This is a genomic window from Acinetobacter sp. YH12152 (assembly GCF_013418285.1).
Classification (GTDB): domain Bacteria; phylum Pseudomonadota; class Gammaproteobacteria; order Pseudomonadales; family Moraxellaceae; genus Acinetobacter; species Acinetobacter amyesii.
This window is the reverse complement of record NZ_VPCH01000022.1, coordinates 14,333-39,471: the sequence shown is the minus strand read 5'-3', so window position 1 is coordinate 39,471 and position 25,139 is coordinate 14,333. Positions and strand designations below refer to the sequence as shown.

General features: G+C 40.4%; 29 protein-coding genes and 1 pseudogene. 16 read left to right on the top strand and 14 right to left on the bottom strand.

The window, feature by feature from the left end; genetic code table 11:
- Positions 1-12 precede the first annotated feature (12 nt).
- Complete coding sequence (ribB, locus tag FTU83_RS08920; RefSeq protein ID WP_180106143.1) at positions 13-672, top strand: 3,4-dihydroxy-2-butanone-4-phosphate synthase; 660 nt, start codon at positions 13-15, stop codon at positions 670-672.
- Between the two features lie 86 nt (positions 673-758).
- Here the strand turns inward: ribB and FTU83_RS08915 are convergent, their stop codons facing one another.
- Positions 759-1,370 carry a LysE family translocator gene (locus FTU83_RS08915; RefSeq protein ID WP_180106142.1) on the bottom strand — a complete coding sequence of 204 codons (612 nt, stop codon included), beginning with the start codon at positions 1,368-1,370 and terminating at the stop codon, positions 759-761.
- A 63-nt stretch (positions 1,371-1,433) separates the two neighbouring features.
- Positions 1,434-1,922 (bottom strand): DUF1289 domain-containing protein, encoded by a 489-nt coding sequence (locus tag FTU83_RS08910; RefSeq protein WP_168378110.1) that lies wholly within the window; start codon positions 1,920-1,922, stop codon positions 1,434-1,436.
- A gap of 188 nt (positions 1,923-2,110) precedes the next feature.
- Between FTU83_RS08910 and FTU83_RS08905 the strand changes: the two genes are divergently transcribed.
- The 5 genes from FTU83_RS08905 to FTU83_RS08885 all read left to right on the top strand — a co-directional run bounded on the left by FTU83_RS08905 (position 2,111) and on the right by FTU83_RS08885 (position 5,483).
- Positions 2,111-3,043, top strand: coding sequence for a rhodanese-related sulfurtransferase (locus tag FTU83_RS08905; protein WP_180025801.1), 933 nt, complete (start codon positions 2,111-2,113; stop codon positions 3,041-3,043).
- Between the two features lie 194 nt (positions 3,044-3,237).
- Positions 3,238-3,534: a hypothetical protein gene (locus tag FTU83_RS08900; protein ID WP_180106141.1), complete on the top strand. Its 297-nt coding sequence runs from the start codon at positions 3,238-3,240 to the stop codon at positions 3,532-3,534.
- 366 nt (positions 3,535-3,900) lie between these two features.
- Positions 3,901-4,512 (top strand): DedA family protein, encoded by a 612-nt coding sequence (locus FTU83_RS08895; RefSeq protein ID WP_168378111.1) that lies wholly within the window; start codon positions 3,901-3,903, stop codon positions 4,510-4,512.
- A 20-nt stretch (positions 4,513-4,532) separates the two neighbouring features.
- On the top strand, positions 4,533-4,943 hold the full coding sequence (locus FTU83_RS08890) for an ABZJ_00895 family protein (protein WP_078192189.1): 411 nt from the start codon (positions 4,533-4,535) through the stop codon (positions 4,941-4,943).
- 123 nt (positions 4,944-5,066) lie between these two features.
- Positions 5,067-5,483 carry an ABZJ_00895 family protein gene (locus FTU83_RS08885; RefSeq protein ID WP_180089143.1) on the top strand — a complete coding sequence of 139 codons (417 nt, stop codon included), beginning with the start codon at positions 5,067-5,069 and terminating at the stop codon, positions 5,481-5,483.
- Positions 5,484-5,563: 80 nt separating this feature from the next.
- Here FTU83_RS08885 and FTU83_RS08880 read toward each other — a convergent pair whose 3' ends face one another.
- Both FTU83_RS08880 and FTU83_RS08875 read right to left on the bottom strand, forming a co-directional pair.
- Positions 5,564-6,088 carry a YecA family protein gene (locus tag FTU83_RS08880; protein WP_078191372.1) on the bottom strand — a complete coding sequence of 175 codons (525 nt, stop codon included), beginning with the start codon at positions 6,086-6,088 and terminating at the stop codon, positions 5,564-5,566.
- 67 nt (positions 6,089-6,155) lie between these two features.
- A complete protein-coding gene (locus FTU83_RS08875) occupies positions 6,156-6,365 on the bottom strand; it encodes a PA3496 family putative envelope integrity protein (protein WP_078191373.1) in 210 nt (69 codons plus the stop codon).
- 399 nt (positions 6,366-6,764) lie between these two features.
- Between FTU83_RS08875 and rpoD the strand changes: the two genes are divergently transcribed.
- The 7 genes from rpoD to FTU83_RS08840 all read left to right on the top strand — a co-directional run bounded on the left by rpoD (position 6,765) and on the right by FTU83_RS08840 (position 13,611).
- A complete protein-coding gene (rpoD, locus tag FTU83_RS08870; RefSeq protein ID WP_078192191.1) occupies positions 6,765-8,654 on the top strand; it encodes an RNA polymerase sigma factor RpoD in 1,890 nt (629 codons plus the stop codon).
- Between the two features lie 127 nt (positions 8,655-8,781).
- Positions 8,782-9,069: a YbeD family protein gene (locus tag FTU83_RS08865; protein WP_180106169.1), complete on the top strand. Its 288-nt coding sequence runs from the start codon at positions 8,782-8,784 to the stop codon at positions 9,067-9,069.
- Positions 9,070-9,125: 56 nt separating this feature from the next.
- Positions 9,126-9,419 carry a DUF3144 domain-containing protein gene (locus FTU83_RS08860; RefSeq protein WP_180063215.1) on the top strand — a complete coding sequence of 98 codons (294 nt, stop codon included), beginning with the start codon at positions 9,126-9,128 and terminating at the stop codon, positions 9,417-9,419.
- 53 nt (positions 9,420-9,472) lie between these two features.
- Positions 9,473-10,126: a lipoyl(octanoyl) transferase LipB gene (lipB, locus tag FTU83_RS08855; RefSeq protein ID WP_180063216.1), complete on the top strand. Its 654-nt coding sequence runs from the start codon at positions 9,473-9,475 to the stop codon at positions 10,124-10,126.
- 76 nt (positions 10,127-10,202) lie between these two features.
- The gene (locus tag FTU83_RS08850; protein WP_180055766.1) at positions 10,203-10,736 is read left to right on the top strand and encodes a hypothetical protein; all 534 of its coding nucleotides are present in this window, start codon (positions 10,203-10,205) and stop codon (positions 10,734-10,736) included.
- Between the two features lie 3 nt (positions 10,737-10,739).
- On the top strand, positions 10,740-11,924 hold the full coding sequence (locus FTU83_RS08845) for an iron-containing alcohol dehydrogenase (RefSeq protein WP_111885299.1): 1,185 nt from the start codon (positions 10,740-10,742) through the stop codon (positions 11,922-11,924).
- Positions 11,925-12,189: 265 nt separating this feature from the next.
- Positions 12,190-13,611, top strand: coding sequence for an APC family permease (locus tag FTU83_RS08840; protein ID WP_180106140.1), 1,422 nt, complete (start codon positions 12,190-12,192; stop codon positions 13,609-13,611).
- Between the two features lie 61 nt (positions 13,612-13,672).
- Here FTU83_RS08840 and FTU83_RS08835 read toward each other — a convergent pair whose 3' ends face one another.
- The 3 genes from FTU83_RS08835 to FTU83_RS08825 all read right to left on the bottom strand — a co-directional run bounded on the left by FTU83_RS08835 (position 13,673) and on the right by FTU83_RS08825 (position 16,364).
- A complete protein-coding gene (locus FTU83_RS08835; protein WP_180023220.1) occupies positions 13,673-14,311 on the bottom strand; it encodes a hypothetical protein in 639 nt (212 codons plus the stop codon).
- Positions 14,289-15,101: a DUF6502 family protein gene (locus FTU83_RS08830; RefSeq protein ID WP_180106138.1), complete on the bottom strand. Its 813-nt coding sequence runs from the start codon at positions 15,099-15,101 to the stop codon at positions 14,289-14,291. Before FTU83_RS08830 ends, FTU83_RS08835 begins: the two co-directional genes overlap by 23 nt.
- 66 nt (positions 15,102-15,167) lie before the next feature.
- Complete coding sequence (locus FTU83_RS08825; RefSeq protein ID WP_180106136.1) at positions 15,168-16,364, bottom strand: cupin-like domain-containing protein; 1,197 nt, start codon at positions 16,362-16,364, stop codon at positions 15,168-15,170.
- A gap of 152 nt (positions 16,365-16,516) precedes the next feature.
- On the opposite strand from FTU83_RS08825, the gene FTU83_RS08820 reads away from it, so the two are divergent.
- The 3 genes and pseudogenes from FTU83_RS08820 (at position 16,517) to FTU83_RS08815 (ending at position 18,620) form a co-directional block, all read left to right on the top strand.
- On the top strand, positions 16,517-16,912 hold the full coding sequence (locus FTU83_RS08820) for a hypothetical protein (protein WP_078191381.1): 396 nt from the start codon (positions 16,517-16,519) through the stop codon (positions 16,910-16,912).
- Between the two features lie 268 nt (positions 16,913-17,180).
- Positions 17,181-17,259 (top strand): annotated as a pseudogene (locus tag FTU83_RS17695) (hypothetical protein); the annotation flags it as partial.
- The gene (locus tag FTU83_RS08815) at positions 17,256-18,620 is read left to right on the top strand and encodes a PT dipeptide repeat lipoprotein (RefSeq protein ID WP_373685364.1); all 1,365 of its coding nucleotides are present in this window, start codon (positions 17,256-17,258) and stop codon (positions 18,618-18,620) included. The pseudogene FTU83_RS17695 and the gene FTU83_RS08815, both read left to right, overlap by 4 nt.
- 93 nt (positions 18,621-18,713) lie before the next feature.
- On the opposite strand, the gene FTU83_RS08810 is transcribed toward FTU83_RS08815, so the two are convergent.
- The 7 genes from FTU83_RS08810 to FTU83_RS08780 form a co-directional block, all read right to left on the bottom strand.
- The gene (locus tag FTU83_RS08810; RefSeq protein WP_218945791.1) at positions 18,714-19,214 is read right to left on the bottom strand and encodes a hypothetical protein; all 501 of its coding nucleotides are present in this window, start codon (positions 19,212-19,214) and stop codon (positions 18,714-18,716) included.
- Positions 19,215-19,383: 169 nt separating this feature from the next.
- A complete protein-coding gene (locus tag FTU83_RS08805; RefSeq protein ID WP_111885295.1) occupies positions 19,384-19,863 on the bottom strand; it encodes a tRNA (cytidine(34)-2'-O)-methyltransferase in 480 nt (159 codons plus the stop codon).
- A gap of 368 nt (positions 19,864-20,231) precedes the next feature.
- The gene (gene cysG / locus FTU83_RS08800) at positions 20,232-21,632 is read right to left on the bottom strand and encodes a siroheme synthase CysG (protein WP_168378121.1); all 1,401 of its coding nucleotides are present in this window, start codon (positions 21,630-21,632) and stop codon (positions 20,232-20,234) included.
- Between the two features lie 73 nt (positions 21,633-21,705).
- Positions 21,706-22,977 (bottom strand): serine--tRNA ligase, encoded by a 1,272-nt coding sequence (gene serS, locus FTU83_RS08795; protein ID WP_180106132.1) that lies wholly within the window; start codon positions 22,975-22,977, stop codon positions 21,706-21,708.
- A 117-nt stretch (positions 22,978-23,094) separates the two neighbouring features.
- On the bottom strand, positions 23,095-23,886 hold the full coding sequence (locus FTU83_RS08790) for an RsiV family protein (protein WP_180106131.1): 792 nt from the start codon (positions 23,884-23,886) through the stop codon (positions 23,095-23,097).
- Between the two features lie 160 nt (positions 23,887-24,046).
- Positions 24,047-24,742 (bottom strand): outer membrane lipoprotein chaperone LolA, encoded by a 696-nt coding sequence (gene lolA / locus FTU83_RS08785; protein WP_180106130.1) that lies wholly within the window; start codon positions 24,740-24,742, stop codon positions 24,047-24,049.
- A gap of 232 nt (positions 24,743-24,974) precedes the next feature.
- Complete coding sequence (locus tag FTU83_RS08780) at positions 24,975-25,136, bottom strand: YadA-like family protein (protein ID WP_180106129.1); 162 nt, start codon at positions 25,134-25,136, stop codon at positions 24,975-24,977.
- Positions 25,137-25,139: the final 3 nt, after the last annotated feature.

Below are 25,139 nucleotides of genomic sequence, written 5' to 3'. Positions count from 1 at the left end.
GCGAGCGTTTCAATGTCTAGTTTAATTCAACCCGAAATTTTCTTTTCTGCCCTTCCACCTGCAGAACAGCGCATGCTGCAAGCCTTAGAAGACATTCGTCATGGCAAGCCTGTTTTAGTCATGGACGATTTTGACCGTGAAAATGAAGCCGACCTGATTGTTGCTGCAGAAACACTCACTGTAGAAACCATGGCACGTATGATTCGTGACGGTTCAGGGATTGTCTGCCTGTGTTTAACCGATGCTCAGGCTAATCATTTAGAACTTCCACCCATGGTGTCTGATAACTCTAGCCATTTTAAAACTGCCTTTACCGTCACCATTGAAGCGGCGGAAGGTGTTACTACTGGAGTTTCTGCAAAAGACCGAACAACTACAGTCAAAGCCGCAATTAAAGATGGTGCTGTTGCTGCTGACTTAAACCGTCCGGGTCATGTTTTTCCTTTACGTGCGCGTGAAGGCGGCGTATTGACCCGTCGTGGACATACTGAAGGGACTATTGATTTGGCCCGTCTAGCCGGTTTAAAACCTGCAGGTGTTTTGTGTGAATTAACCAACCCAGACGGTACGATGGCGAATGGCGTACAAGTTTTAGCGTATGCACAAACCCATCATTTGACTGTACTCACCATTGACGAAATTGTGCAATATCGCTTACAGCACAATCTCTAGTTCGAATAAATTAAAGCTCTACACGTTCATAAAAAGGCTGATTGAATCAGCCTTTTTATTTTTTACTGCACATTTCAAGTTAAGAATTAAGCCGTGAATGTGCTATAGATGCCATAGATGGCAACCACCACTAAAATCAACCCACACAGGGCCAACAATTTTTTATACCAGCGAGATTTCGACAATCGATGAAAAGATAAATACACCAAAGACAAGGTCGCAAAATCTAAAACGATCCAACTGAGGGTCAACACAATTAAACTCAGATCAAGATGAGGAGTAATTCCTACAAACTGCGGAAAAAATGAAGCAAAGAAAATAATATCCTTAGGATTTGAAATCCCCACGATCAGTCCTTGCTTAAAGCCCCCTTGTGCTGCTTTTAACTGCAGAGATTGCTCAGTGGGCTGTGTCATCACTTCTTTTAAAATATCAAACCCAATATAAGCAATATATATACAACCCAGTATTTTAATGCCATCGAGCCAGTGCGCATTCACATTTAAAATGCCTTTTAAAATACACACCGACAGTACGATCAAAATCAGTGAAGCAAAATTCGTCCCGACAATGGTTTGAAATGCCTTTTTATAGCCGCCTTGTAAGCCTGCACTTGCGACCAACAGCATGACAGGTCCAGGCGTTGCAATCATCACGATGACTGCCACACAATATAAAAAGTACTCCGAATAATTCACGCTGAGATTCCTTCACTTATTTTTTTTACATCACGATAAATTTCATAAATAAAAAAAGAGGACTTAGTCCTCTTCATCCATGTTTTGCAATAAATGCAAGCGAATGGCATCTGCTCTTAAAAATGCCAAATCATAGCTGGCTGTGGCGAGTGCCAAAACGCGACGCTCAAATTCATCCCACAACGGTCGTACCTGTTTGTAATGTATCCCGAGTCCACTTTCATCTGTGAAATGACGGTTTTTTTCGCAGAGCTTGAGTGCGTGATACAGTTTACGGCCTTTGCTTGCATCTGGACGCAAGCGAACTCGCTTAGACAAGACAAAGCCTTCGACATGGATGATATCTGCTTGCGGCAACATCGGTATTAAAATTTGATCTAACTGTGCATCTAAACGACACCAAATGGCCGTGTGTTGCTCTGCCGTATAAGTATTCCATTTTATGACTTCATGATTAAAGCGGCGGCAACCACGACAGACTGAATCACCAAATACCGTAGAACAACGCCCTGCACATGGGGTTAACGAGGCAATTCGACGATCAGTACTCAAAACCGGCTCCATTCAATCAATATTTATGGGATAAAAACAACTCGGCATGACTATACACGCTAAAACTACTGAAATGAAGCTATGATCAAATGTGTGGTTAAAAGCCATCGCTTTACTCGCTTATTCATCCAAATCACGGTAGAATGTGCGCCTTAATTTTTATCCTGTTTATTCACTTGGAGTACTCCATGAACGCTACTGTAGAACAGCTTGCACCTGTAGAACAGCAAGCGACCTCTGGTTGGGTTGTTGCCGCACTTTATCAATTCAAAGAAGTTCAAGATCCTGCTGATCTTCAACAACGTCTTTTAGACTTGGTAAAAACCATCAACCTTTGCGGTACTCTAATTGTGGCAGGTGAAGGTATTAACGGTACGGTTGCCGGTGACCGTAAATCTGTAGATATCATCCATCAATTCCTTCTCAATGAAGGCTTCAATGCGATGGAATACAAAGAATCGCATAGCGCGGATAAACCATTCCGTAAAATGAAGATCAAACTGAAAAAAGAAATCGTGACTTTAGGTGTGGAAGTGAAACCACGTGATTTAGTCGGTCACTATCTTGATCCTAAAGAATGGAATGAACTAATTACACGTGATGACGTAATCCTAATTGATACACGTAACGACTATGAGTACAAAGCAGGTACATTTAAGGGTGCGATTGACCCGAAAACTGAGACTTTCCGTGAATTCCCTGAATACGTGAAAAAAGAGCTTGAGCAGCATAAAGATAAGAAAATTGCCATGTTCTGTACAGGCGGTATTCGCTGTGAAAAATCAACCTCACTTTTACTTCAAGAAGGCTTTAATGAGGTTTATCACCTTAAAGGCGGTATCTTAAAATATTTAGAAGAAACCCCTGCTTCCGACAGCATGTGGGAAGGTGAATGTTTCGTATTTGACGGTCGTACTGCTGTCACTCACGGTATGGAAGAAGGCGAAAATATCAAATGTCACGCATGCGGTTGGCCACTGGCTCCTGCTGAAGTTGAACTTCCGAGCTACGAACATGGCGTATCATGCAAATACTGTATCGACAAAACCACGGAACAACAAAAAGCTGGCTTCCGTATGCGTCAATCACAAATTGTGGCAGCAAAACGTAAGCGCCTCTAAGGAAAATTTGTTGTAACGATATATAAATAAAAGCCCTATTTTTAGGGCTTTTTTTACGCATTCTCAACAGTGACTTAATTTTTTTGACAAAATAACTATATCTGGTTATTTACGAGAATCAGTTCGCGCATTTATGCTTATTCTGATCAATTGATCCGAGAAAATCATTATAGATAATTGAAAAGGAAAGCATTATGCCAAAATTAATCAACTCTCCAATTGCAACCTCAAGGCGCCTTGCTTTACCCGCTCCCCGTGTAAAAGAAAGTGTAGGAGAATTAAAACACCTCCTTAACCAACAGTCGCATATTTTGATAGTCAGTATTGCTACATGCATTGGTGCAATTTTTGCCTTATTTATTGCTTATACATTGCACTTACAACCCACTCTGCTCAACATTCTTGGACTTTGTGTGATTCCATTTGCTTTATCTCTGAGCTTACGCCAAGTCTATATTCACACACTGTTAAATATGGAACATGATGATTAATTTATGCACCTTGCAACGCTACTTATTGCAACTTTGTCCTACGCTGTTCAGTACATAAAACGATTTTTAAGGCTGCTAAAGCGCCAAAAATCAAAAATAAAATCCAAACTGAACAGCGTACACTCAATACTATAAAAACTATGATCCAAGCCTTTCAATTCTTCAATCTTATATCATTCAGCATTGCTTAATGCCATCACGCATTAATACATGTTCCTTCTAATTAAGCCTACATGCTACTTAATACAAGATGAACTCAATATTTATTGTTTTTGCTTAGGTGATTTCAGGAATATCTAAAACTGAACTTTACCCACTGCGCTTTTCAACATAGGATAAATACACCTTTTCTCTGCCTTGGCTACTATGACTTTAACTGAATGGATCATTTCAATCATGGAACAATTGGGTTATCTCGGTATTGCCCTACTCATGTTCCTTGACAATGTCTTCCCCCCAATCCCCTCAGAAATCATTATGCCCTCGGCTGGCTATTCTGCCTCCCAAGGTCAACTACTGCTCATTGGTGTCATTATTTCAGGTTGTGTCGGCTCTTTACTGGCGGCTGCATTGCTATATTGGATTGGTTATAAATTTAAGCATGAATCCATCTTTCACTTCGTCGATCGCTATGGAAAGTATTTATTTATCAAATCGGCAGATGTAAAAAAATCTCTAGCATGGTTTGAGCAATACGGTCACCGCATTGTATTTTTTGGCCGGATGATTCCAGCTGTGCGTTCTCTCATTAGTATTCCTGCGGGAATGAGCCGCATGCCATTTTGGAAGTTCATGTTTTATAGTGGTTTAGGCACGATTATTTGGACCACTTTTTTAGCTTGTATGGGTTTTTATTTAGGTGAAAATCAGCAGTTAATGCAGCAAATATTTAGTAAAGTTGGCCATGTGATTATTCTGATCACAGTCATCATTATTAGTTGGATTTTGTACCGTCGACATAAACGTCGACCTCGTTAATTTTTTGTTTTGGGGCTTAAATGAAACACTATCTCCTACACTTTGCTGCTGTTTATAGCATCGCCTTGGTGCTTTTGATTACCGTATTAATTTTTGGATTAAATCTTGGTGGTATTACATTAATTCCTACATTGGTGGCATGTGCATTAATCAGCGTTGGGCATTTTGTAAAGAAAGAACAACGTGTGCCTAGCAACCATGAAAAGATCCAACTGGTTTGGGGCTCCAGTGCCGTTGCAATCATCATTGGTAGCTTTTTTGTGCTGTTCTTGGTGCTGATGAATCCCAATGCCGAAAGCATTATGAAGTCTGTGGATAATGCAGGCATTGGGCTAACTGCTGTAGTTATGCTCTGCATGGTCGCCATTCATGGCACGATATTTCATATTGCCTACGGTTGGTATGCAGACTACTGCGCTAAAAAATTATAAATTTTTTTAACTTATTCCGTTAGAATTTGAATCAATACCCTTCACTGAAACTTAAAATTGAGTGAAGAAACTTCGGGCAAGCTATACTCGCTCTTTATAAAACGAAAACATGAACATTAAATAATGAAAAAATACATCATCACATTTAGCATTGCTTATGCCCTCGCCATGGTTGCTGTCGCAGCCATCGAATCTTTCTTTGATTTACCCGGTGGTTCATCTATTACCTGTCTCATCGTGGGCGGTCTTGCTGCAGCATCTAGCTTTGTTAAAGACCATCAGCGAGTGCCAAATAAGTTAGAAAAGCGAACTTTGATTTGGAGCTGTATTTTAGCTTCGGTTCTCATCAGTGTCGTTGCTACAGTCATTTGTCTCTTAATATTCCCTGAAACCCAAGCCTTTATTCAAATGGCGCTAACGCAATTACCCGCTTGGGTCTGGCTGCTTGCTATCAGCTTTACCTTATTCATCCATTATCTCATGTTGGCTTTATCTTTTGGATGGATGGCAAAGAGCTTCTTAAAAGCCAAACGTAGTTAAGCCTTTAGACTAACTTTGAATTGAAAAGGTATAGCGCTAAAAAAAGCACCCCAAGGTGCTTTTTTTAAATTTCGTCGAAATTAATTTGGTGTGTGATACATCAAATATAATTCGTTCAAATTGGTTGGGATTTCTTCTGCAAGTTCATCCATCAACTGACCATTACGACGGAAAGATTCCATTTGTGGATCTTCTTCATCAATGCCGCTGAACACCATGATTGGCAAAGTTAAATCTACCAATTGTTCTTCAAACTCGTCGGTGAACCATGCATCTTCGTTTAGGAACATGGCATCAACGAAGCCAACACTCCAGTCACCAAGACTTGATTCAACATCGGCTTCTTCAATTTCAAATGGAAATTCAATACCATCTTCATTGGCAAGATTCTGACGAATCGATTCGAGCCATGCTTTTACTTGTGCAATAATTTCAGCAGGTACTTTTTTCTGATTGTTATCAAAAAGTTCGTCTAGCCATTTATCAAAAGCTGGGCCTACTGCAATTGCACATAAAAAACCATGAGTCGCTGCAAAATCTAGACCATGCTCGTTGTCATCGCCGTCTAAATAGTCACTCAAAAGGTCTAAATCTAAAGCACTCATTTCAAATCCAGAGTTAGAAACTTAATGCGTAAGCATAGCATTTTCAAGCGCTATGCTAAATCGCTATTTAGTCTTCTTCGTCATCAAAATCATCGTCATCGTCGATGTCGTAATCAAAATCTTTAAGCTCACGTTCAAGACGGCGCTGAGCCAGAAGGTCATCAATAAGTCGGCGCTTTTCTAACGATTCTTTCGCGCTAGTTTTTGCACTGGCCTCATCGAAATTCACATCATCATCACCGTAGTTATCATCTAGTTCAAAATCTGTAGAAGACACCAAAACTACCTCATAATGAAAAAAATTGAAGGGGTCTAGCCGCTATTTATATGGGATATAAAATATTGTCAAGTTTTATTTGTTTTTTTAACAACTAAACTTTAAAAATAGGTCTTTTTTTCTTACCAAAACCTGTGGCATGATATAATCCACCCTGCGTCCTTCATTTTTATGACAGTCAAAGATGACTCGTAAAATAATCGATGCATGGGATGAACTTGAAAACAACAATTTCAGCCCCACCTAAATTACTGAATTTAAATTTTTAATATCTCATTGGACAGCTTGATGCTGTACCGTCCTAATGGGATAAGCCAGCTATTAACAAGATTTAATGAGACGATCGTGCTAAAATGCACGGTTTTTTACTGCCACAGATTCAACGAAGAGTAAGCAAAGATGAGCGATATGACTTCCCCTACTTCTCAAGTAGCGGCTCTGATTAGCCGAGGCAAAGAGCAAGGTTACCTAACTTTCGCCGAGGTTAACGATCATCTCCCGGACTCAATCACTGAAAGTGAACAGATTGAAGACATCATTCAGATGTTGAATGACGTGGGTATTCCGGTACATGATCGTGCACCAGAAACTGACGATACAATGTTTGAAGGTGGCAGCGAAGCGACTGACGAAGTTGCTGAAGAAGAAGCCGCTGCTGTACTTGCATCTGTTGAAAATGAACCCGGTCGTACCACTGACCCTGTGCGTATGTATATGCGCGAAATGGGTACAGTTGAGCTTTTGACACGTGAAGGCGAAATTAGCATTGCAAAACGCATCGAAGAAGGTATTCGTGACGTTTTACATTCTATTGCTTATTGGCCAAATGCAGTCGAAGTTGTATTGCAAGAATATAAAGATTATGAAGCGGGTGAACGCCGTTTAGCTGATATTCTTTCTGGTTATTTAGATCCAGAATCTGACGAAGCCATCCCTGAAGTGATCGACGAAGATGATTCTGAGATCGATGAAGATGAAGCGTCAACCAACAAGCCAACTAAAGATGTCAAACTTGATGATGACGATGAAGAAGAAGAGTCTGAAGGTGATGATGATTCTGAAGGCGAATCTGGTCCAGATCCTGAAATTGCTAAAGCACGTTTCACTGAGCTTGAACAAGCATGGTTAGTCACTAAAGCTGCAATTGAAAAACATGGGCGTAACAGTAAAGAAGCTGCTGCTGCACTTGAAGCACTTGCAACTGTGTTCATGATGTTCAAATTCACACCACGTTTATTCGACATCATCTCTGATTTGATTCGTAATACCCATGACCAAATCCGTACTTCTGAACGTGAAGTTATGCGCTATGCAGTACGTCGTGGTCGTATGGACCGTACTCAATTCCGTACGTCTTTCCCAGGTCAAGAATCTAACTTTGCTTGGTTAGATGAACAAATTGCTAAAGCACCTGCAGAAATGAAAGGCTATCTTGAAAAAGTCCGCCCTGACGTTCTGGCATTCCAACAAAAAATCGCTGACATCGAGAAAGAACTTGGCTTAGATGTTAAAGGCATCAAAGACATTTCTAAACGTATGTCGATTGGTGAAGCGAAAGCTCGCCGTGCGAAAAAGGAAATGGTTGAAGCTAACTTACGTTTGGTAATTTCGATTGCGAAAAAATACACCAACCGTGGTTTGCAATTCCTCGACTTGATCCAAGAAGGTAACATTGGCTTGATGAAAGCGGTGGATAAATTCGAATATCGTCGTGGTTATAAGTTCTCGACTTATGCAACATGGTGGATTCGTCAGGCGATTACGCGTTCGATTGCCGACCAAGCACGTACCATTCGTATTCCAGTACACATGATCGAAACCATTAACAAGATCAACCGTGTATCTCGCCAACTTCTTCAAGAAATGGGTCGTGAACCTACACCAGAAGAATTAGGTGAACGTCTAGAAATGGACGAAGTGAAAGTTCGTAAAGTGCTTAAAATTGCGAAAGAACCAATTTCAATGGAAACACCAATTGGTGATGATGAAGATTCGCATCTTGGTGACTTCATTGAAGACGGTAATATCACCTCTCCTATTGACGCTGCAACGTCAGAAGGCTTAAAAGAAGCAACACGTGAAGTTCTTGAAAACTTGACTGAACGTGAAGCGAAAGTCTTGAAAATGCGTTTCGGTATCGATATGCCAACCGACCATACATTGGAAGAAGTGGGTAAGCAGTTTGACGTAACTCGTGAACGTATTCGTCAGATTGAAGCGAAAGCTTTACGTAAACTTCGCCATCCATCACGTTCAGAGCATTTGCGTTCATTCCTTGAGAATGACTAACCTATAACTAGGACAATGCAGGCTTGAATATGGAGTTTTCCGCCCCATATTATGAGCATGTAGCAAATGATTCCAAATACCTGCTCATTGCAGGTATTTTTAAATAATGAGGTGTCCCATGACTGATATGACTAATCGCGCTCCTTCACGTGAATTGCAAGAGCATCTTTGGGTCTTCCCTATGAACTACCCAATTAAATTGATTGGTAATGCAGGTGAAGAACTTCGAGTTGCTGTTGTTGATATTTTACAGAAGCACTTCCCTGAATTTGATGGTGACACAGTAAAAATACAGCCGTCACGCACAGGTAAATACCACTCTTTAACTGCTCAACTGCGCTTTGAAGAGTTGGAACAAGTTCATGCCTTATACGCTGACCTTGCAGCCTGTCCTTTAATTAAGACAGCGCTATAATTAAAAAGTCCAAAATGCGAAAGTGTTTTGGACTTTTTTTGTGAGAATAAAATAAAATGCAAAATATTGATGATGAATTCTATGAGCGAGCGGATCAACACATTCAGTTATCTAATCAGCAAATTACGGAAGAGATAGGAAAAGGGAAAGTAAGCGCCTCTATGCTTTTTGCAACATCCCGTTTTAATGCTTGGATCAGCGCATGTGGATGGGAAACAGCAGAACAGCTCGCTAATGCAAAACAAGAAACCATCGAATATTTCCTTGCTGAATATCGCAAAATGCTTGAAGAAAATTTAGATGAATACATCGAAAATTTTAAAGAATATATGTTTATCCCTCCTGAATAACGACATAATTCAACGACCAATCAATTTAACGCTGCCAAGGAAATCCTGTTGTAATGATCGCTGCAAAACCAACTTTAATCATTCGCCAATACAATCATCTGACTCCCTATGAAGATCGTTTTGTCGAAATGAAAACTTATACTGAACAGCGCGATGAAAACACACCTGATGAACTGTGGATATTGCAACATCCCGATGTATTAACTCAGGGGCAAGCTGGCAAACCTGAACATATTTTGGTGCAAAGTAACATCCCTGTGGTACAAACAGACCGTGGTGGACAAGTCACTTGGCATGGACCGGGTCAGTTGGTCGCTTATTTCATGTTTGACTTAAATCGCTTAGGCTGGAATGTTCGTACATTGGTCTCGTATGCCGAAACCATCATGATCGATTTGCTGAACAAATATGGTATTCAAGCTTATGCCAAGCCTGATGCGCCGGGTGTTTATGTCAATGAACGAAAAATTGGTTCATTGGGCTTTAAAATTCGTAAAGGTCGTTCATATCATGGTTTAGCACTGAATATTGATTGCGATTTATTTGGTTTTCATACCATCAATCCATGTGGCTATGCAGGATTGGAAATGGTACGCATACAAGATTTAGTACAGGACTACCCTAAATTTGAAAACTTATGCGTCGATATCATTGATACTTTGAAAAACAGTGGTTACTTTAAAGACGTAACAGTCAAACAACTATAAAAGACTTTGCTTTCTCAAATAAAATAATTTAGAGTAAAAGCTCTAAATTTAATAATTATAGATAAGGGATGTACACGTGATTGCAACTAAATCCGTTAAACCCGCGCTCCAGCAGGCCTATGTCAAACTCATGATGGATGTGATTGGCAGAGGTCTGGTCATGGCGAGCCAGGTCGATGAAGAAATTAAACAAGAAGTTGCTAAATTTCCAGTTAATTTTATTTTATCTATGAACGTTTTTCCTAATGGTGCTGCATTTGTCGCGCAAGTCACGGAAGACCACCAACTCAAACTCCTCACACCCGGCACTCAAAAGCCGGACTTAACCATTACGTTTAAGCATTTGAGTCATGCCTTTTTGGTCTTCTCATTTCAAGAAAGTACCGCACAAGCCTTTGCCAATGACCGCATGATCGCCGATGGTGATTTGTCTTATGCGATCCGACTGGTGCGTTGTCTCAACAAAATGGAAGCATTAATTTTACCTAAATTGGTGGCTGAATTGGCTGTCAAAGAATATCCAACACATTTAAGCCTAAAAGAAAAACTGAGCGGTGCTGCAAATATTTATTTAAAAGTAGCCCAGTCTTATTTAAAACGGAGCACATAACACATGGCTAAACCATATTACGAATTTTTCTGTCCTGTAAAAGTGATTGCTGGCCATGCTGCTTTAGAACACATCCCATTCGAACTGTCTACTTTGGGTGCTAAACGTCCCATGATCATTACCGACAAAGGCGTTCGCAGTAATCAATTACTTGCACCGATTGAAGCGGCATTTGAAAGCACCGAGACGGTGATTGGATATATTTTTGATGATGTTCCGCCAGACTCAAGTTTAGAAACCGTACGTAAAGCGGCTCAACTTTACCGCGACAACCAATGTGATGCCATTATTGCAGTCGGTGGCGGTTCAGTCATTGATACCTCTAAGGCAACCAATATCTTGGTGTCTGAAGGTGGCGATGACTTACTGAAATACTCAGGTGCGCACAACTTACCAAAACCGTTAAAACCATTTTTTGTGATTCCAACAACCTCGGGTACAGGTTCAGAAGTGACTATGGTCGCTGTGGTTTCTGACCCTGAAAAGAATGTAAAAATGGCCTTTGCATCGAATTATTTGATGCCACATGCGGCAATTCTTGACCCACGTATGACGCAAACTTTGCCACCCCATCTTACGGCGATGACAGCGATGGATGCGATGACGCATGCCATTGAAGCCTATACGTGCATGGCGGCGAACCCGATTTCAGATGCCTATGCAACTGCCGCAATCAAGAAAATCAGCAATAGCTTATTTGGTGTATTAGATAATACCAGCGATGCACATGGACGCTTAGAACTTGCACAAGCCTCTACGATGGCAGGAATTGCATTTTCAAACTCAATGGTTGGATTGGTGCATTCATTAGGCCATGCGCTAGGTGCAGTCGCTCACCTGCCCCACGGCTTATGCATGAATTTATTCTTGCCGTATGTTTTGGAATACAACAAAGAAGTGAATGGCGATAAGATTGCTGAATTGCTATTACCACTGGCTGGTCCTGATATTTATGCACAAACACCGGCCAACCTCCGCGCTGAAAAAGCCATTTCAACGCTTTTAGCCATGCGTGACCGCTTGTTTAGTTTGACCAAATTACCACGTACTTTGAGTGAAACAGGTAAAGTGACTGAAGCTCAATTAGATGAAGTGGCAGAGAAAGCACTGAATGATGGATCTATTATTTATAATCCTAAAGAAGCCAGCTTAGAAGACCTTAAAACTATTCTAAAAAAAGCTTGGTAATTGCTGAAAAATAAGCGAGTATAGCGAAAAATTAAGCCTGATGTTTTTTTAAACATCGGGCTTTTCACTTGCAGAATGCAATATCAGTTATTTTTTAATCAAACTGGCATAATTTCTGCTAAAAATAATTTCAAAGTTACTGACAAAATGTACCAATTTGGAGTAGATTGGCGCACTTTTGTTTTAAAACGTAGGGGGGATCGTTCGTCTCAAACGATCCTTAGAATATGACTGATCCTTGATCAACGATAAGAGGATAACGCCGTTGACAAATTACTCTGGGACTCAATCTGCAGCAAAACTGAAAAAAAATCTTGTGCTGTGGCATATCATCATTATTGGTCTGGCATATATTCAGCCTCTAACCTTATTTGATACTTTTGGCTTGGTATCAGACGGAAGTCAAGGACATGTCCCAACTTCTTATATTTTTGCACTTGTGGCCATTCTTTTAACATCAATCAGTTATGGACATATGATCCGCCGCTATCCATCATCGGGTTCGGCGTATACCTATGCTCAAAAATCCATTCACCCAAACGTTGGCTTCATGGTTGGCTGGTCATCTTGGCTAGATTATTTACTTTCACCTCTCGTCAACATTATCTTGGCAGATATTTATCTAAGAGCCTTATTCCCAGATGTAAATAACTGGATTTGGGTAATTGGATTGACTGTAATTATGACGGTCATCAATTTATTTGGTTCACGTTTTGTCGCTCGCTTTAACAGTACTATAGTGTTCGTACAGTTAGGGGTAATCTTCTACTTTGTTTATGAAGTTTACTTACTCCTTACCCAAGGTGTTTATGCAGATGGCACTTTAAATCCAGATAAAGCTGGACTTTGGTCACTTTCTCCTTTTTGGAATGAAATGACCACGATTGGTGCTTTAATTGGCGGTGCGACAATTTTGTGTTTTTCTTTCACAGGTTTTGACGCATTATCATCACTTGCGGAAGAAACCAAAGATGCTGAAAAAACCTTGCCTAAAGCAATTTTCTCAACCGCATTAATTGCCGGCATTATATTTATTGTCAGCACATATTTTATCCAGCTATTTTTCCCTAGCAATGCAAATTTGTATTTTAATCCATTGGATGAATCACAACCGGTAATGCTGGAAGCGCTTGGCAACACAACAATTTTAACCGCAATTACTGGTATTGCATTCAAAAATCTAGTGCTCTATTTTGCAGTTATCGCCGTTCTTGCTTCAGGTATTTCGGCACATGCGGGTGTATCACGCTTAATGTATGTCATGGGCCGTGATGGTGTGATTAACAAAAAGATTTTTGGTCATATTAGCCCTAAACTCCACACACCAACTTATAATATTTTAATTGTTGGTGTAGTTGCACTTACTGCGGGTTTCCTTGATCTTGAGCATATTGTTAACCTAATCAGCTTTGGTGCATTAACTGCATTCAGTTTTGTCAATTTTTCTGTAATTTCACGTTATGCATTACGTGATGGAAGAACTAAATCATTAAAGGAAATCATTAACTATGTGATTATTCCTACACTTGGTTTTGCCAGTGTATTCCTAATGTGGTTAGAAATTGATGAGATGGCACTTAAACTAGGACTAGCTTGGGCTGTTATTGGTGTTGGTTATTTAGCATACAAAACCAAAGGTTTTAAACACCCTGCACCGCAACATAACGAATTTGATGATAAATTCTAATCAAGTTTATCTCTAAACAAAAAAGGCGCTTAAAGCGCCTTTTTTGTTTTAAATATACCAATTAAGGTTGTATGGATTTTCTAGATTGCTGAAATTGAATTGAAATTTCTTCACACTTGTCTGGTGTATTGCCTTTTAATTCAACCGATGCTCCATCACCGTGTGACCATATACCATCTTCAACAGTCTCTAAATTTACAGCTGCTTCAAATATATGCTGTTGTTGTGGATAGAGTTTGATATCTATAGGTGTATCACATACTTGTTTTGGAAAATATGGTCTAACCTGCTCGAATAATTGCATGGTTAATGGCATATCACATTGCAAATGAATGGTGACTGGTACGCTATTGGTATTTTTTAAGATCAATTGAACATTTTGCGAATTAAGATCCGCTTGGGCAGCAGGTATTTCTACATACGTTTTTGTGTCAATCGACTGACGATCAAATGGATTGAGGAAGGCTAATTTACGTTCCACGCCATAACAAGAATCCTGCACGGAAGCTGAAAACTCTAAATATCGTGTCCCCAAGATAATTGTTCCGCGGCCATCCCCTGCATGACCGATATCAATGATTGGATCACCTGTACCTTCAATTGTAACCCCACCACTTCGAAAAAACTCTATGTCACAACCCGCTAAAACGCTGATCAAGCCACAAAGGGTTAAAGTCTTAAAGTTTAATTTTCGTATCATGTTGATAAACTCCAAAGCGAAATACACGATTTGCTTCAGGATTCCCGTCATCCATTGCGCAACGCTCCGCGGCAAGTTTTAAAAGTTGTAGTGAGTATTTCTGCCAAAGCTCTAAGCTCATTTCATGTAATTTATTAATCGATTCTTCTGTTAATTCGTCAGCACAAATGGCTTGTTCTAAGTAAGGTATTTCATCAGGATTCAATAAATTATGCAAACCCGCTTCTAAATGCGCTTGAACATTTCGCGTTAAAATTTTACGTGCTTCTAGCTGCGAAGGATCAGGAATAAAACGACGTTGTTGTAAATACACCTGCCCATCTTTTTCAGTGGCAATTTCCAAACGTACAAGTTCATTGAGAACCGAACGTGGATGGCGCTCGGTGGAGATACGTTTCACTAACATTTCAAAACTATTTTCTGACTCACTACTAAAGGGCAATGAATCCCCCCAGCCTTCTGCAAGCCACAATCCAATCACACGTGATGGCACACTAATTGGCTCCGAAACAGTCGCTTCGGTCAAATCCTTACCCTCAGAAATCACTTCTTTATAAGCAGTCACGTCTTTACGGTGTAGGCCAGAAAGTAAACTGATCGCGGAAATCGTGGGTTTTTGATCGATACGCTCTAACTCTTGTACAGCTTGTTGGAAAAAAACCGGTTTTAATGCAGCAGTAAACTCGGTATATCCCACACCTGAGCGAATCAGCCATTGGCTCAGCTCATTCATCAGCACCAATACTTGCTGTAAATTTTGATCTGCCTCATTAGTGAGAAGTTTGCTCATTGAATTGCCATGAAAATTAGACTGCATAAGTGAAATTTTCGCATTGTTTAATCTACTTCACAATTTTTATCTGATGAGATCTTGAGGATATTCAGTAAAAAAATGATTATTTACATTAAAATGCGTAAAAGAAACACTGATCGAGATATCTAAACTTTCAACACTATGCCACCAACCAATTGGGATAAATAAGGTTTCCCCAGGCTGCAAAATGCACTCGAACGGCGTCACGTTTTCTAACAATGGATAGGCTGCGAGATCAGCCTTTGCAACATCTGAAACCTGACTGAATACCCAATGATCGTTATACATATACGGCATCTGCCATGCAGGAATCAAAGTCACTTTTTTACGTCCATAGATTTGTGCCAACATATTATTGGTTAAGTCATAATGCAGTGGTGTAAATGTGCCTGCAGGGCCAAACCATAAAAAATGTCGATCTTTGATCTCTTTTTGACAATAACCTTTGGCGAAGTCACCTAGATCCTCACTTATCTTTTGCATGAACTGCTTATTTTGAGCGGCGTTATTCGCTGTTAAATAAATGTCATTGCTACGCTTAGTGGCTTTGATTTGTGCGACAAAATCTTGCATCAAAATAATGCGTTTCAGCTGTACCGATTTTTTTTCAAAATCTTGATACTGCTCACGATGCATCTGGACTTCAAGCAACTCATTTTCAAAATGCTGTGCAAAATATTCAGGACTCCATTTATGCAATGCAGGCCAATGTTGTATCCCACCTTTTAAAATGACCGGCCGCATCTGACTATAATACTGCTCTATAAATGTTTCAAAATCAGGTGTTTCAATGCAATTGATTGTGGATGGACTGTGGTCGTTCAATTGATTCAATTGGCCCATCACTTGCAATAGCCAACGCTGTTTATTCTGCTGTTGCTGTAGTTGCTTCAGTTTTTTAAAAATTACGTTATTGTTTACATGCTTTAAAAACTGAATGATCAAATGATTTGAAATATTTTTTTGCTTAATTTTTTCTAAAATTTCATCTATCTCTAAGCCCTCAAGACTGTAGTCCAAAAGTTCATTTTGCAGCTGTTCTGAAAGTTGGTCTGCATCAGAAAATAAGTATTGATCCGCCCTTGGGCTTAATCCATGTGATTGTAAAATTAGACTTATTTTCTGTACATCGCAACCATTTTCAATATTTTCATTCAACCAATTTTGCCATTCCATCGGTAAGGATTGATACCATTTTTTACTTTGCTTTAGATGTTCACTCTGGCTTTCTACATTCATTTTCACCACTCCACCCTCTTTACAAGTGAAGTATAAATGATCTATTTTAAAAATGCTAAATTTTCGCATTTTATAATTATTTAAATACCGCGAATGTTCTGAATCCGACAAAACTCATGCGGAATGACATAACAAAGTAAAGGAGAAAGTTCATGAAAATTCGTCATTTAGTCATCGTTAGCAGTCTGTCTTTAGCTTCAATACCGGTATATGCAGGTTTTGCCGATACCATGCGTGATTTAAGAAATACGCTGAATCAATTTAATGAAACATCCAAAGAAGTATCGAATACCGCAAAAGAATGGACAGGTAGTCGGGCCACGACTAACTCAAGTTATGCTGCAAATGGTTTCAGCATGGGACAGCAACTCCGACCTAAAATTAATAATCTACCGCTTTATCAAACTGCCGATAAATCGAGCCAAGTCATTAATAAACTGTCAAAAAATGCAGATATTATTTTTGCGGGAAACATGACTAAAACAGGTTTGATCGAAGTCACTACAGAACATGGCAATGGCTGGATTGAGTCACACCTTGTTCAATAAATCTAGATTTTAAAAGTTTATACAACTGCATCAGCCGTACATAACAACTTCACTCTATTGAGCACTAGTCATGAATAATAATCACAAAATCAGCATTATCGCTGCTGTATTTACGACATTGGTGGGCTGTGGTGGATCAAGCTCCAATGATGGTGGCGCGACACCTACACCTACACCTACACCTACACCTACACCTACACCTACACCTACACCTACACCTACACCTACACCTACACCTACACCTACACCTACACCTACACCTACACCTACACCTACACCTACACCAACGCCAACGCCAACGCCAACGCCAACAACTGTAGCGGATAAATTCACAGGTGAATGGATTCAAGGGAACTCTGCCCTCGGTAACAGTAATTGCGATTTACCACAAATTTCAATTCATAAAACCAGTGAAAATTCAATCAGTGCACTGAACGAAGAACTTAAATATGCGGTACACAATAGTTCAAGCAAAACCTGCAGCGGCGAATTTATTTCCAAACGCTATCAATTACTTCATGACATGGTTATAAGTGAAATACAGCCGGCTGCAACACTAAATAACTTTGAATATCATGCGATTAAGTTTCAACCAGTCAGGGGTGGAGCGACGAGCAACCGTGTCTTAACTTTTTTAAATAATAAGTCTTTCTGCGTGATTAACGCGACGATTTCAAATCCAAGCTATATCATCATGCAACGCGGACTAATTACCGACCCACTCAAGGACAGCCGTTGCTATACAAAAAACGCCAATGAATTCTTCACCAATTTAAAACCGAAAACCAAAATCACAACTGCAGACTTCAAGACTGAGAGCTTTATTAATACCACCGACACTGTGAACTTCTTGGCTCAGCTCAATACAATGGGACAAAGTGGTTATAAGTTAATTGGCTATGATTCTAAAACTTTGGACAATGGCAATGTTAATAGCTACATGAAACTTGCCAATGAAAATACGCGTTTCAATCATATTGTGGCAGATCGTACAGCACCCTCTACCGCTGACATTTATTTTACATGGCGTAATCAGTTAAACGAAAAAGGCAAATCAGGCTATCAATACCTGCATAGCGTCAGACCAACCAATGCCCTGAATTTCAAAGATTATTTTATTAAGAAGGAAAATGATACCGCAACATACACCTATGACAGCGGCTATGCTTCCCCACTCGTAGACCCTGTGCAGCTAGAAACAATGCTCAATACACTGGGTGCTCAAGGCTGCCGTATTATTCAATTCAAAAGCTATTTCACTGGTTTACGTCCTGAAATTCTAAACGGCAATCAAAACAGTCCTAAAGTTGCAACCTGTATAAATAGCAGCGCACACCATGGCACTTACAGCTATCGCTATAAAACTTACCCAACCGGCAGCAATAGTGTAGAGCGCAGCTTAAAATTACAGGAGTTGATTGATGAGCAGGCTAAAGACGGTTACCGCTTAGTCAGCCGTGCTTTAGATATGAGTTCAACCACCAAAAACGGCATGCTGTTTATGAAAGACAGTGAAAACACTAATGTCGGTGAGTTTAAAGTCTTTAGTGAAACTGTCTTTGCAACGTCGACATTTAACGACGTCTTACTGAAACGTCTTCAGCAGCAAGGTCAACTCGGTTGGTTATACACCAGTGGTCAACTACTGTTTGCAAACAATCCAAAACATCTACAAACAGAACTGAGTGACTTTAATTTAATTGATTAATTCACGAGGTAATTTGAGCTTTTCCATGTCCTTGATGTCTGGGCATCAAGGACATTAATTATTGAGATGGATCAAAGCAGTCATACACACCGATTATTTTAGGCGGCAGTTAAAACCCATCTTGGTATCTACGATATTTTTTTCATACCCTAAACTTTGAATAAATTGATTTCGATCTGCTACTAGCTGTTGATCAGCGACACTAAGACGGGCTTTATTTTTTTGAGCCAAGCTGTATGTTTCATTGACTAAGCCTTGATATAGTCCACATACTTCCTGACGCTTAGCTTTTTTCAATTGGCGACCACCATACCAAGAACGCTCAAAATCGTCGGCTTTTAGTGTTTTTCCCCATTCCTCAATACGCTGATTTTGTCTTTGCTGCATTTCCAGCATGCCCTGTTGTACTTCAGCCTTAGTAAAAGGCTTAATCACCTCAGCCTTCGGTACAACTGGAACATTTTCTGTAGTTGCAGTGACGGTGACTGGTGTCTGTTCCGTTGTGGTCGATACGGTTGGATTAGCCCAACTCATTGATGAAATGAATCCGGTCGCAAATACGACACCAAAAGCTTTTAAATTTATAGATTTCAAGTTTTAAGTACCCGTTTTAGTTCTTCACAGTGTTCTTATACACATTTTTATATTGATGCTGAAGTTTTTAAGCCCTTATTTTACAAAACTTCATTGCTGTAAATGGTTCACTGTGTTCACTCCCAATAAAAAAGCCGCTCGATAGAGCGGCTTTTTGAACAGATCACACTTAGACCAATTCTTTAAAGTCTTGCTGACGCCAAGCTTCATATAAAATCACAGCAGTAGCATTAGACAAGTTTAAACTACGCGAATTTGGTGCCATCGGCAGGCGAATCCAATGTTCTTTCGGGAACATCATACGGACATCTTCTGGCAAACCACGTGTTTCTGGCCCCATCAACAATGCTACAGGGCGATTTAGATTAGAGGTATGCGGTGTTTCAAATCCTTTGGTGGTTAATGGATAAATGGCATCCATCTCAATACCTTGCGCTTTTAAGCCCGCAAGGCATTCTTCAAAGTTTTCCCACACTTTCATGTGCGCCCATTCATGATAATCCAAACCGGCGCGGCGAAGTTTTTTATCATCCAGCTCAAAGCCTAATGGCTTGACCAAATGCAACTGCGCTCCAGTATTGGCACATAAACGAATGATATTCCCTGTATTTGCAGGAATTTCTGGCTCGTATAAAACAACATGGATCACAGTTTTTTTCTCTACTCTTTAGTTAAATAATGGCTTAAAACTCAGGCTATAGTTACAAAGCTAAAGCATAAGTTTAGATGATACTACAAGCGCTTGCTTATCTACGTTGCTTAGCTTTCGCTTTACACGAGGACAATCCACTTACTCATATCCTTTGTACTTAGCTTTCGCCTTGCAATTGGACAATACAATAACTTGCTTATCCTCTTTGCTCAGGCATAGCCTTCGCCTTGCACGTGGACAATTCAGCAGCCTGCTTATCCTCTTTGCTCAGACATAGCCTTCGCCTTGCATTTGGACAATTGAGCAGCTTGCTTATCCTCTTTGCTCAGGCATAGCCTTCGCCTTGCGCTCGGGCAACGCGTTGCTTATCCTCGCTCATGCCATTGAAGTTGTTCACGCAGACTCACCACATCACCAATAATGGTCAATGTAGGTGCCTGAATTTGGTATTCACTGACTTTAGATGCAATATCTGCCAATGTCCCAACCACGACTTTTTGTTCAGGTGTCGTCCCTTTAGAAACCAATGCGACAGGCATGTCTGAACGCTGCCCATGCGCGATGAGTTTCTCACAAATTTTTTCTAGACCGACCAAGCCCATATACAGCACAAGCGTTTGATTTTGATAAACCAACTCATTCCAAGGCAGCTCAGGCGAACCTTCTTTCAGATGGCCTGTCAGGAAGCGTACACTTTGCGCATAATCACGATGCGTTAAAGGAATCCCTGCATAAGCCGAACAACCAGATGCAGCAGTAATCCCTGGAACGACTTGGAAGGCAACGCCTGCCGCAAAAAGTTCTTGAATTTCTTCACCGCCGCGGCCAAAGATGAATGGATCTCCGCCTTTTAAACGGCAGACACGTTTGCCTTCACTTGCATATTTCACCAGTAAGGCATTGATGCCTTCTTGCGGAACAGCATGATTAGATCGTGCTTTACCTACGTAAATTTTTTCAGCGTCACGGCGGCAGAGGTCCATAATCGGCTGAGAAACCAAACGGTCATAGATCACCACATCCGCTTGCTGCATTAAACGCAGGGCTTTTAAGGTCAGCAGTTCAGGATCACCCGGCCCTGCACCCACCAAATACACCTCGCCTTTCGGCTGTTTCCATTCCAATATGGCCTGTTCAATCAAACGATTGGCTTCGGTCAAATTGTCATTAAATACCTGCTCTTTGAGCGGACTTGCATACAAGTCTTCCCAAAAAATACGGCGTTCATCTGGATTGACGATTTTGGATTTAACGGCTGCGCGCCACTTACCTGAGAACTCAGCCAGTTTGCCCATGCCATGCGGTATTGAGCTTTCTAACTGGGTGCGTATTTGACGCGAGAGTACTGGCGATGTGCCATTGGATGCTACGGAGATGACCAGCGGAGAACGGTTAATAATCGCAGGAACCATAAAACGGCAATGCGGCGGATCATCAACACTATTGACCAAGACATTTTCAGCTTCGCAGGCTTCAAATACCGCCTGATTGACCGCTTTGTCATTGGTTGCTGCAATCACTAAACGAAACTGACGCAGCGCAATGGCATTTTCTTGATAAACCGATTCGTGATAAATCGAGTTGAGATATTGACCTTGGGTTTTATTAACCAAGCTCAATAAATCATCTTCAATTTCAGGTGAGCAAACTGTCAGCTGAGCGCCCGCTTTTGCAAGCAGCACAGCCTTTCGATATGCAATTCGACCACCACCAACAATCAGACAAGGTTGCTGCTGCAACTTCAAAGAGATTGGAAAGATATCCACACACGACCTCAATAGTTTAAATCTGATTGTCTTAAGCAATTTTTGTGCACAAATGTATGCACTTTATCGACTATTAATCGATAAATTCAGCACCGCCCATATATGGACGAAGTACTGCTGGAATTTCAATTGAACCGTCTGCACGTTGATAGTTTTCCATCACGGCAAGTAAAGTACGGCCAACGGCCAAACCTGAGCCATTCAGCGTGTGCACAAACTCAGTTTTCTTTTGGTCAGCACGGTAACGTGCTTTCATGCGACGTGCTTGGAAGTCACCCATGCATGAGCAAGATGAAATTTCACGGTAGGTATTTTGACTTGGTACCCAAACTTCTAAATCATACGTTTTGATTGCGCCAAAGCCCATGTCGCCGCCACACAGAACGACTTTACGGTATGGTAAGCCTAATGCTTGAAGAATACCTTCGGCATGACCCGTTAATTCTTCCAACGCATCCATCGAAGTTTCAGGTTTTACAATCTGAACCATTTCTACTTTGTCAAATTGGTGTTGACGGATCAAACCACGTGTATCACGGCCATACGAACCCGCTTCACTACGGAAACATGGCGTATGCGCTGCATATTTTAATGGCAAACGTTCTGGATCAATGATTTCATCACGCACGAAGTTGGTTACAGGCACTTCTGCAGTCGGGATCAGGTAGTATTCTTTTTCGCCTTGAAGTTTGAATAAATCTTCTTCAAATTTAGGCAATTGGCCTGTACCACGTAAAGAATCTGCATTAACTAAATAAGGTACATACGCTTCTGTATAGCCATTTTCCAAGGTATGTGTATTTAACATAAATTGGGTAATTGCACGCTGTAAACGCGCCAATGGGCCTTTGAGTACGCTAAAACGAGTACCTGTCAATTTGGTTGCGGTTTCAAATTCTAAACCGCCCATCATTTCACCCAAGTCAGTATGGTCTTTGATCTCAAAATCAAACTGACGTGGTGTACCCCATTTTAAAACTTCAACATTGTCGTTTTCGTCTTTACCTTCTGGCACAGACTCATGAGGTAAATTTGGAATCGATAAAGATTTGGCTTCAAGTTCAGCCTGAAGCTCAAAAAGTGCAACTTCTGCGGCTTTAATTTCATCACCAATAGCAGACATACGTGCCATGATTTCAGATGCATCACCGCCAGCTTTTTTAATTTGACCAACTTGTTTTGCACCAGCATTACGTTCAGCTTGTAACGACTCAGTTTTAGACTGAATTTCCTTACGGCGAGCTTCAAGGTCTGCCCACTCTGCTACGTTGAGTTGAACACCACGTTTTGCTAAGGCTAAGTTTACAGCCTCAATATTATTTCTGAGTAATTTCGGGTCGATCATAGCCAATCTTAAGTAAAGAAAAAAACTGGCTATAGTGTAAGCTCTTAACACTCAAAAATACAGTGACCGAGCTTACAGCTGCCCCTTATTAGACCAATAATCTTGCTGCAAATTGTCTTATTTGGTGTCGTAATTTGGCAAACTTGGTAAATATTCAGGTTTAAATAGCCCTTTAGCCATAAAATATGGAAGTTTTAGCTCAGGCATGCCCTCTGCGTAGCTCGCCAATTCATACAGCGGATAAGCAAATACGATCCCGTTCGCGCCATAATAAAAATTATCGCTTAACTGAAGTTTTGAACGTTCAATATCATGACTATCTAACCACATATAGTTGGCATCAAAAAGTGCGCTAATCACTTTCGCATCTGCACCTTTGACCAAGACATCTTGTAAAGCCAAACGTTTTTTGGCTTTTAAATCAAAATTGACATATTCAACATGAGACATGCCATGAGCAGCATGCGCTGCGTAGGTATAGCTTTCGATTGCAAAAGTTGCGATATATCCCCACTGACTAATATATCGAACAGAAGTGGTACTTTGACTTAGGCCTGCATCCGTCTTGTCTGATAAATCGATTTTTTGATTCGGCTCAGTTGAAAATGCAATTGGATCTGCCTTTTTAATTCGGTCTGTAAAATATTGATTGATCCAATCAACATTGGTTTCAACCGTTTGGATCGTATATTGGGTACAGCCTTCCGCATCGCAAGCCTGTGCTTTTGGTAATTGCATCGCAACTGATTTAGATTGAATAAGTGGAATCGCATCAGCGACGACTGCTGGCTTCTGTTCCGTTGTTTCACCTTCAACAGGTTCATTTCGAGGATGGCAGGCCGTTAATGACCCGATTAAAACCACAGCTGAAACAGCCCAAGCTATATTATTCATATGATTTTTTTTCATCCCAAAATTCCCTATAGCAACAGTCAAAACCACAAGTCACTTCATTTAAGCAAACTGTGAATATCAGCATACTACTAAATTTCTCTTATATTCAGCTTGCTGGCTTTACATTTCTCCATAAAAAAGCAGACGGATGTCTGCTTTTTTTCGTTCATGACAATTATTGATCAATAATGTCCGTACCTTTTGGAGGTACAAAATTAAAGGTTGATGCTGGAATAGACGCATTCACCTTCACATTCTTGAAACGTACATGCGTTGTTTGACCTAGTGAGTCTTGGAGAATCATTAAAGTCGGCGCATTTTTCGCACCAAAACTAATAGTTAAGCTTTGAAACACACCATCATCACTTTTTGGATATAAAGTGTAATAAGTTTTGGTCTTATTCGGCTGTGTAATACGATAAGACTTCATGATTTGAGCCGTATTACCCGACAATAATAATGCAGGCGTATTCGCAACTTGGTCATCTAAGCTTTGGCGTACCGCTTGTTGTAGGTCTGGGTCATAAATCCAAACTGTTTTACCTGTAGTCGCAATGGTTTGCTTAGATGGGCTGGTTGTTTCCCAATAGAATTTACCCGGACGCTGAACTTTCATGACCCCAGTAAAAGTCTGGTTCATATGCTGCGCACTTAAACCTTTCTTTTGAGTAGCTTTCGGGTTGGTCACTTTTGTAGTTTGCTGAAAGTTAGCAGTAAAACTTTTAATACCCGATAATTGTTTCACCAAATTGGCAGTTGCCTGCTGCTCCGACGCTGCAACTGGTGCCGCGAATACTGTCGTACTCATAACCGGTGCCAGTGTCGCTGCACCTAATGCCATAGCACAGATGGTTTTACGAAGCATTTTCATAGATTCACCTTTTATATTTGCATCAACGCAATTTGTTAGATGGCTCCATCTTAAACCACTTTCATTGACTAAATTTAGAGAAAATAAGAAGTTTTGTATGGTTATTAATGCAAATTGCTGTTTTTTATTCATCATGATGGAGAAATATAAAGTAAAAAGGCACTTGATTTGACTCAAATGCCTTTCAAATAATTAAACCATGATTTAGCAATTTCAACATTCCAATTTTCAGTTATTTCCATTGCCACCCAATAGCAGCTCCTGCACCAAAGTCACTTTCAGAGTTGCTGGTTACCCCAATTTTATACACATATTTTTTGTTTTCAGTGACACCACTGAAGCCAAGAGCATAGCCTTGTGAACCTTCCCAAGTCCCCATACCTACACTGAACATGTT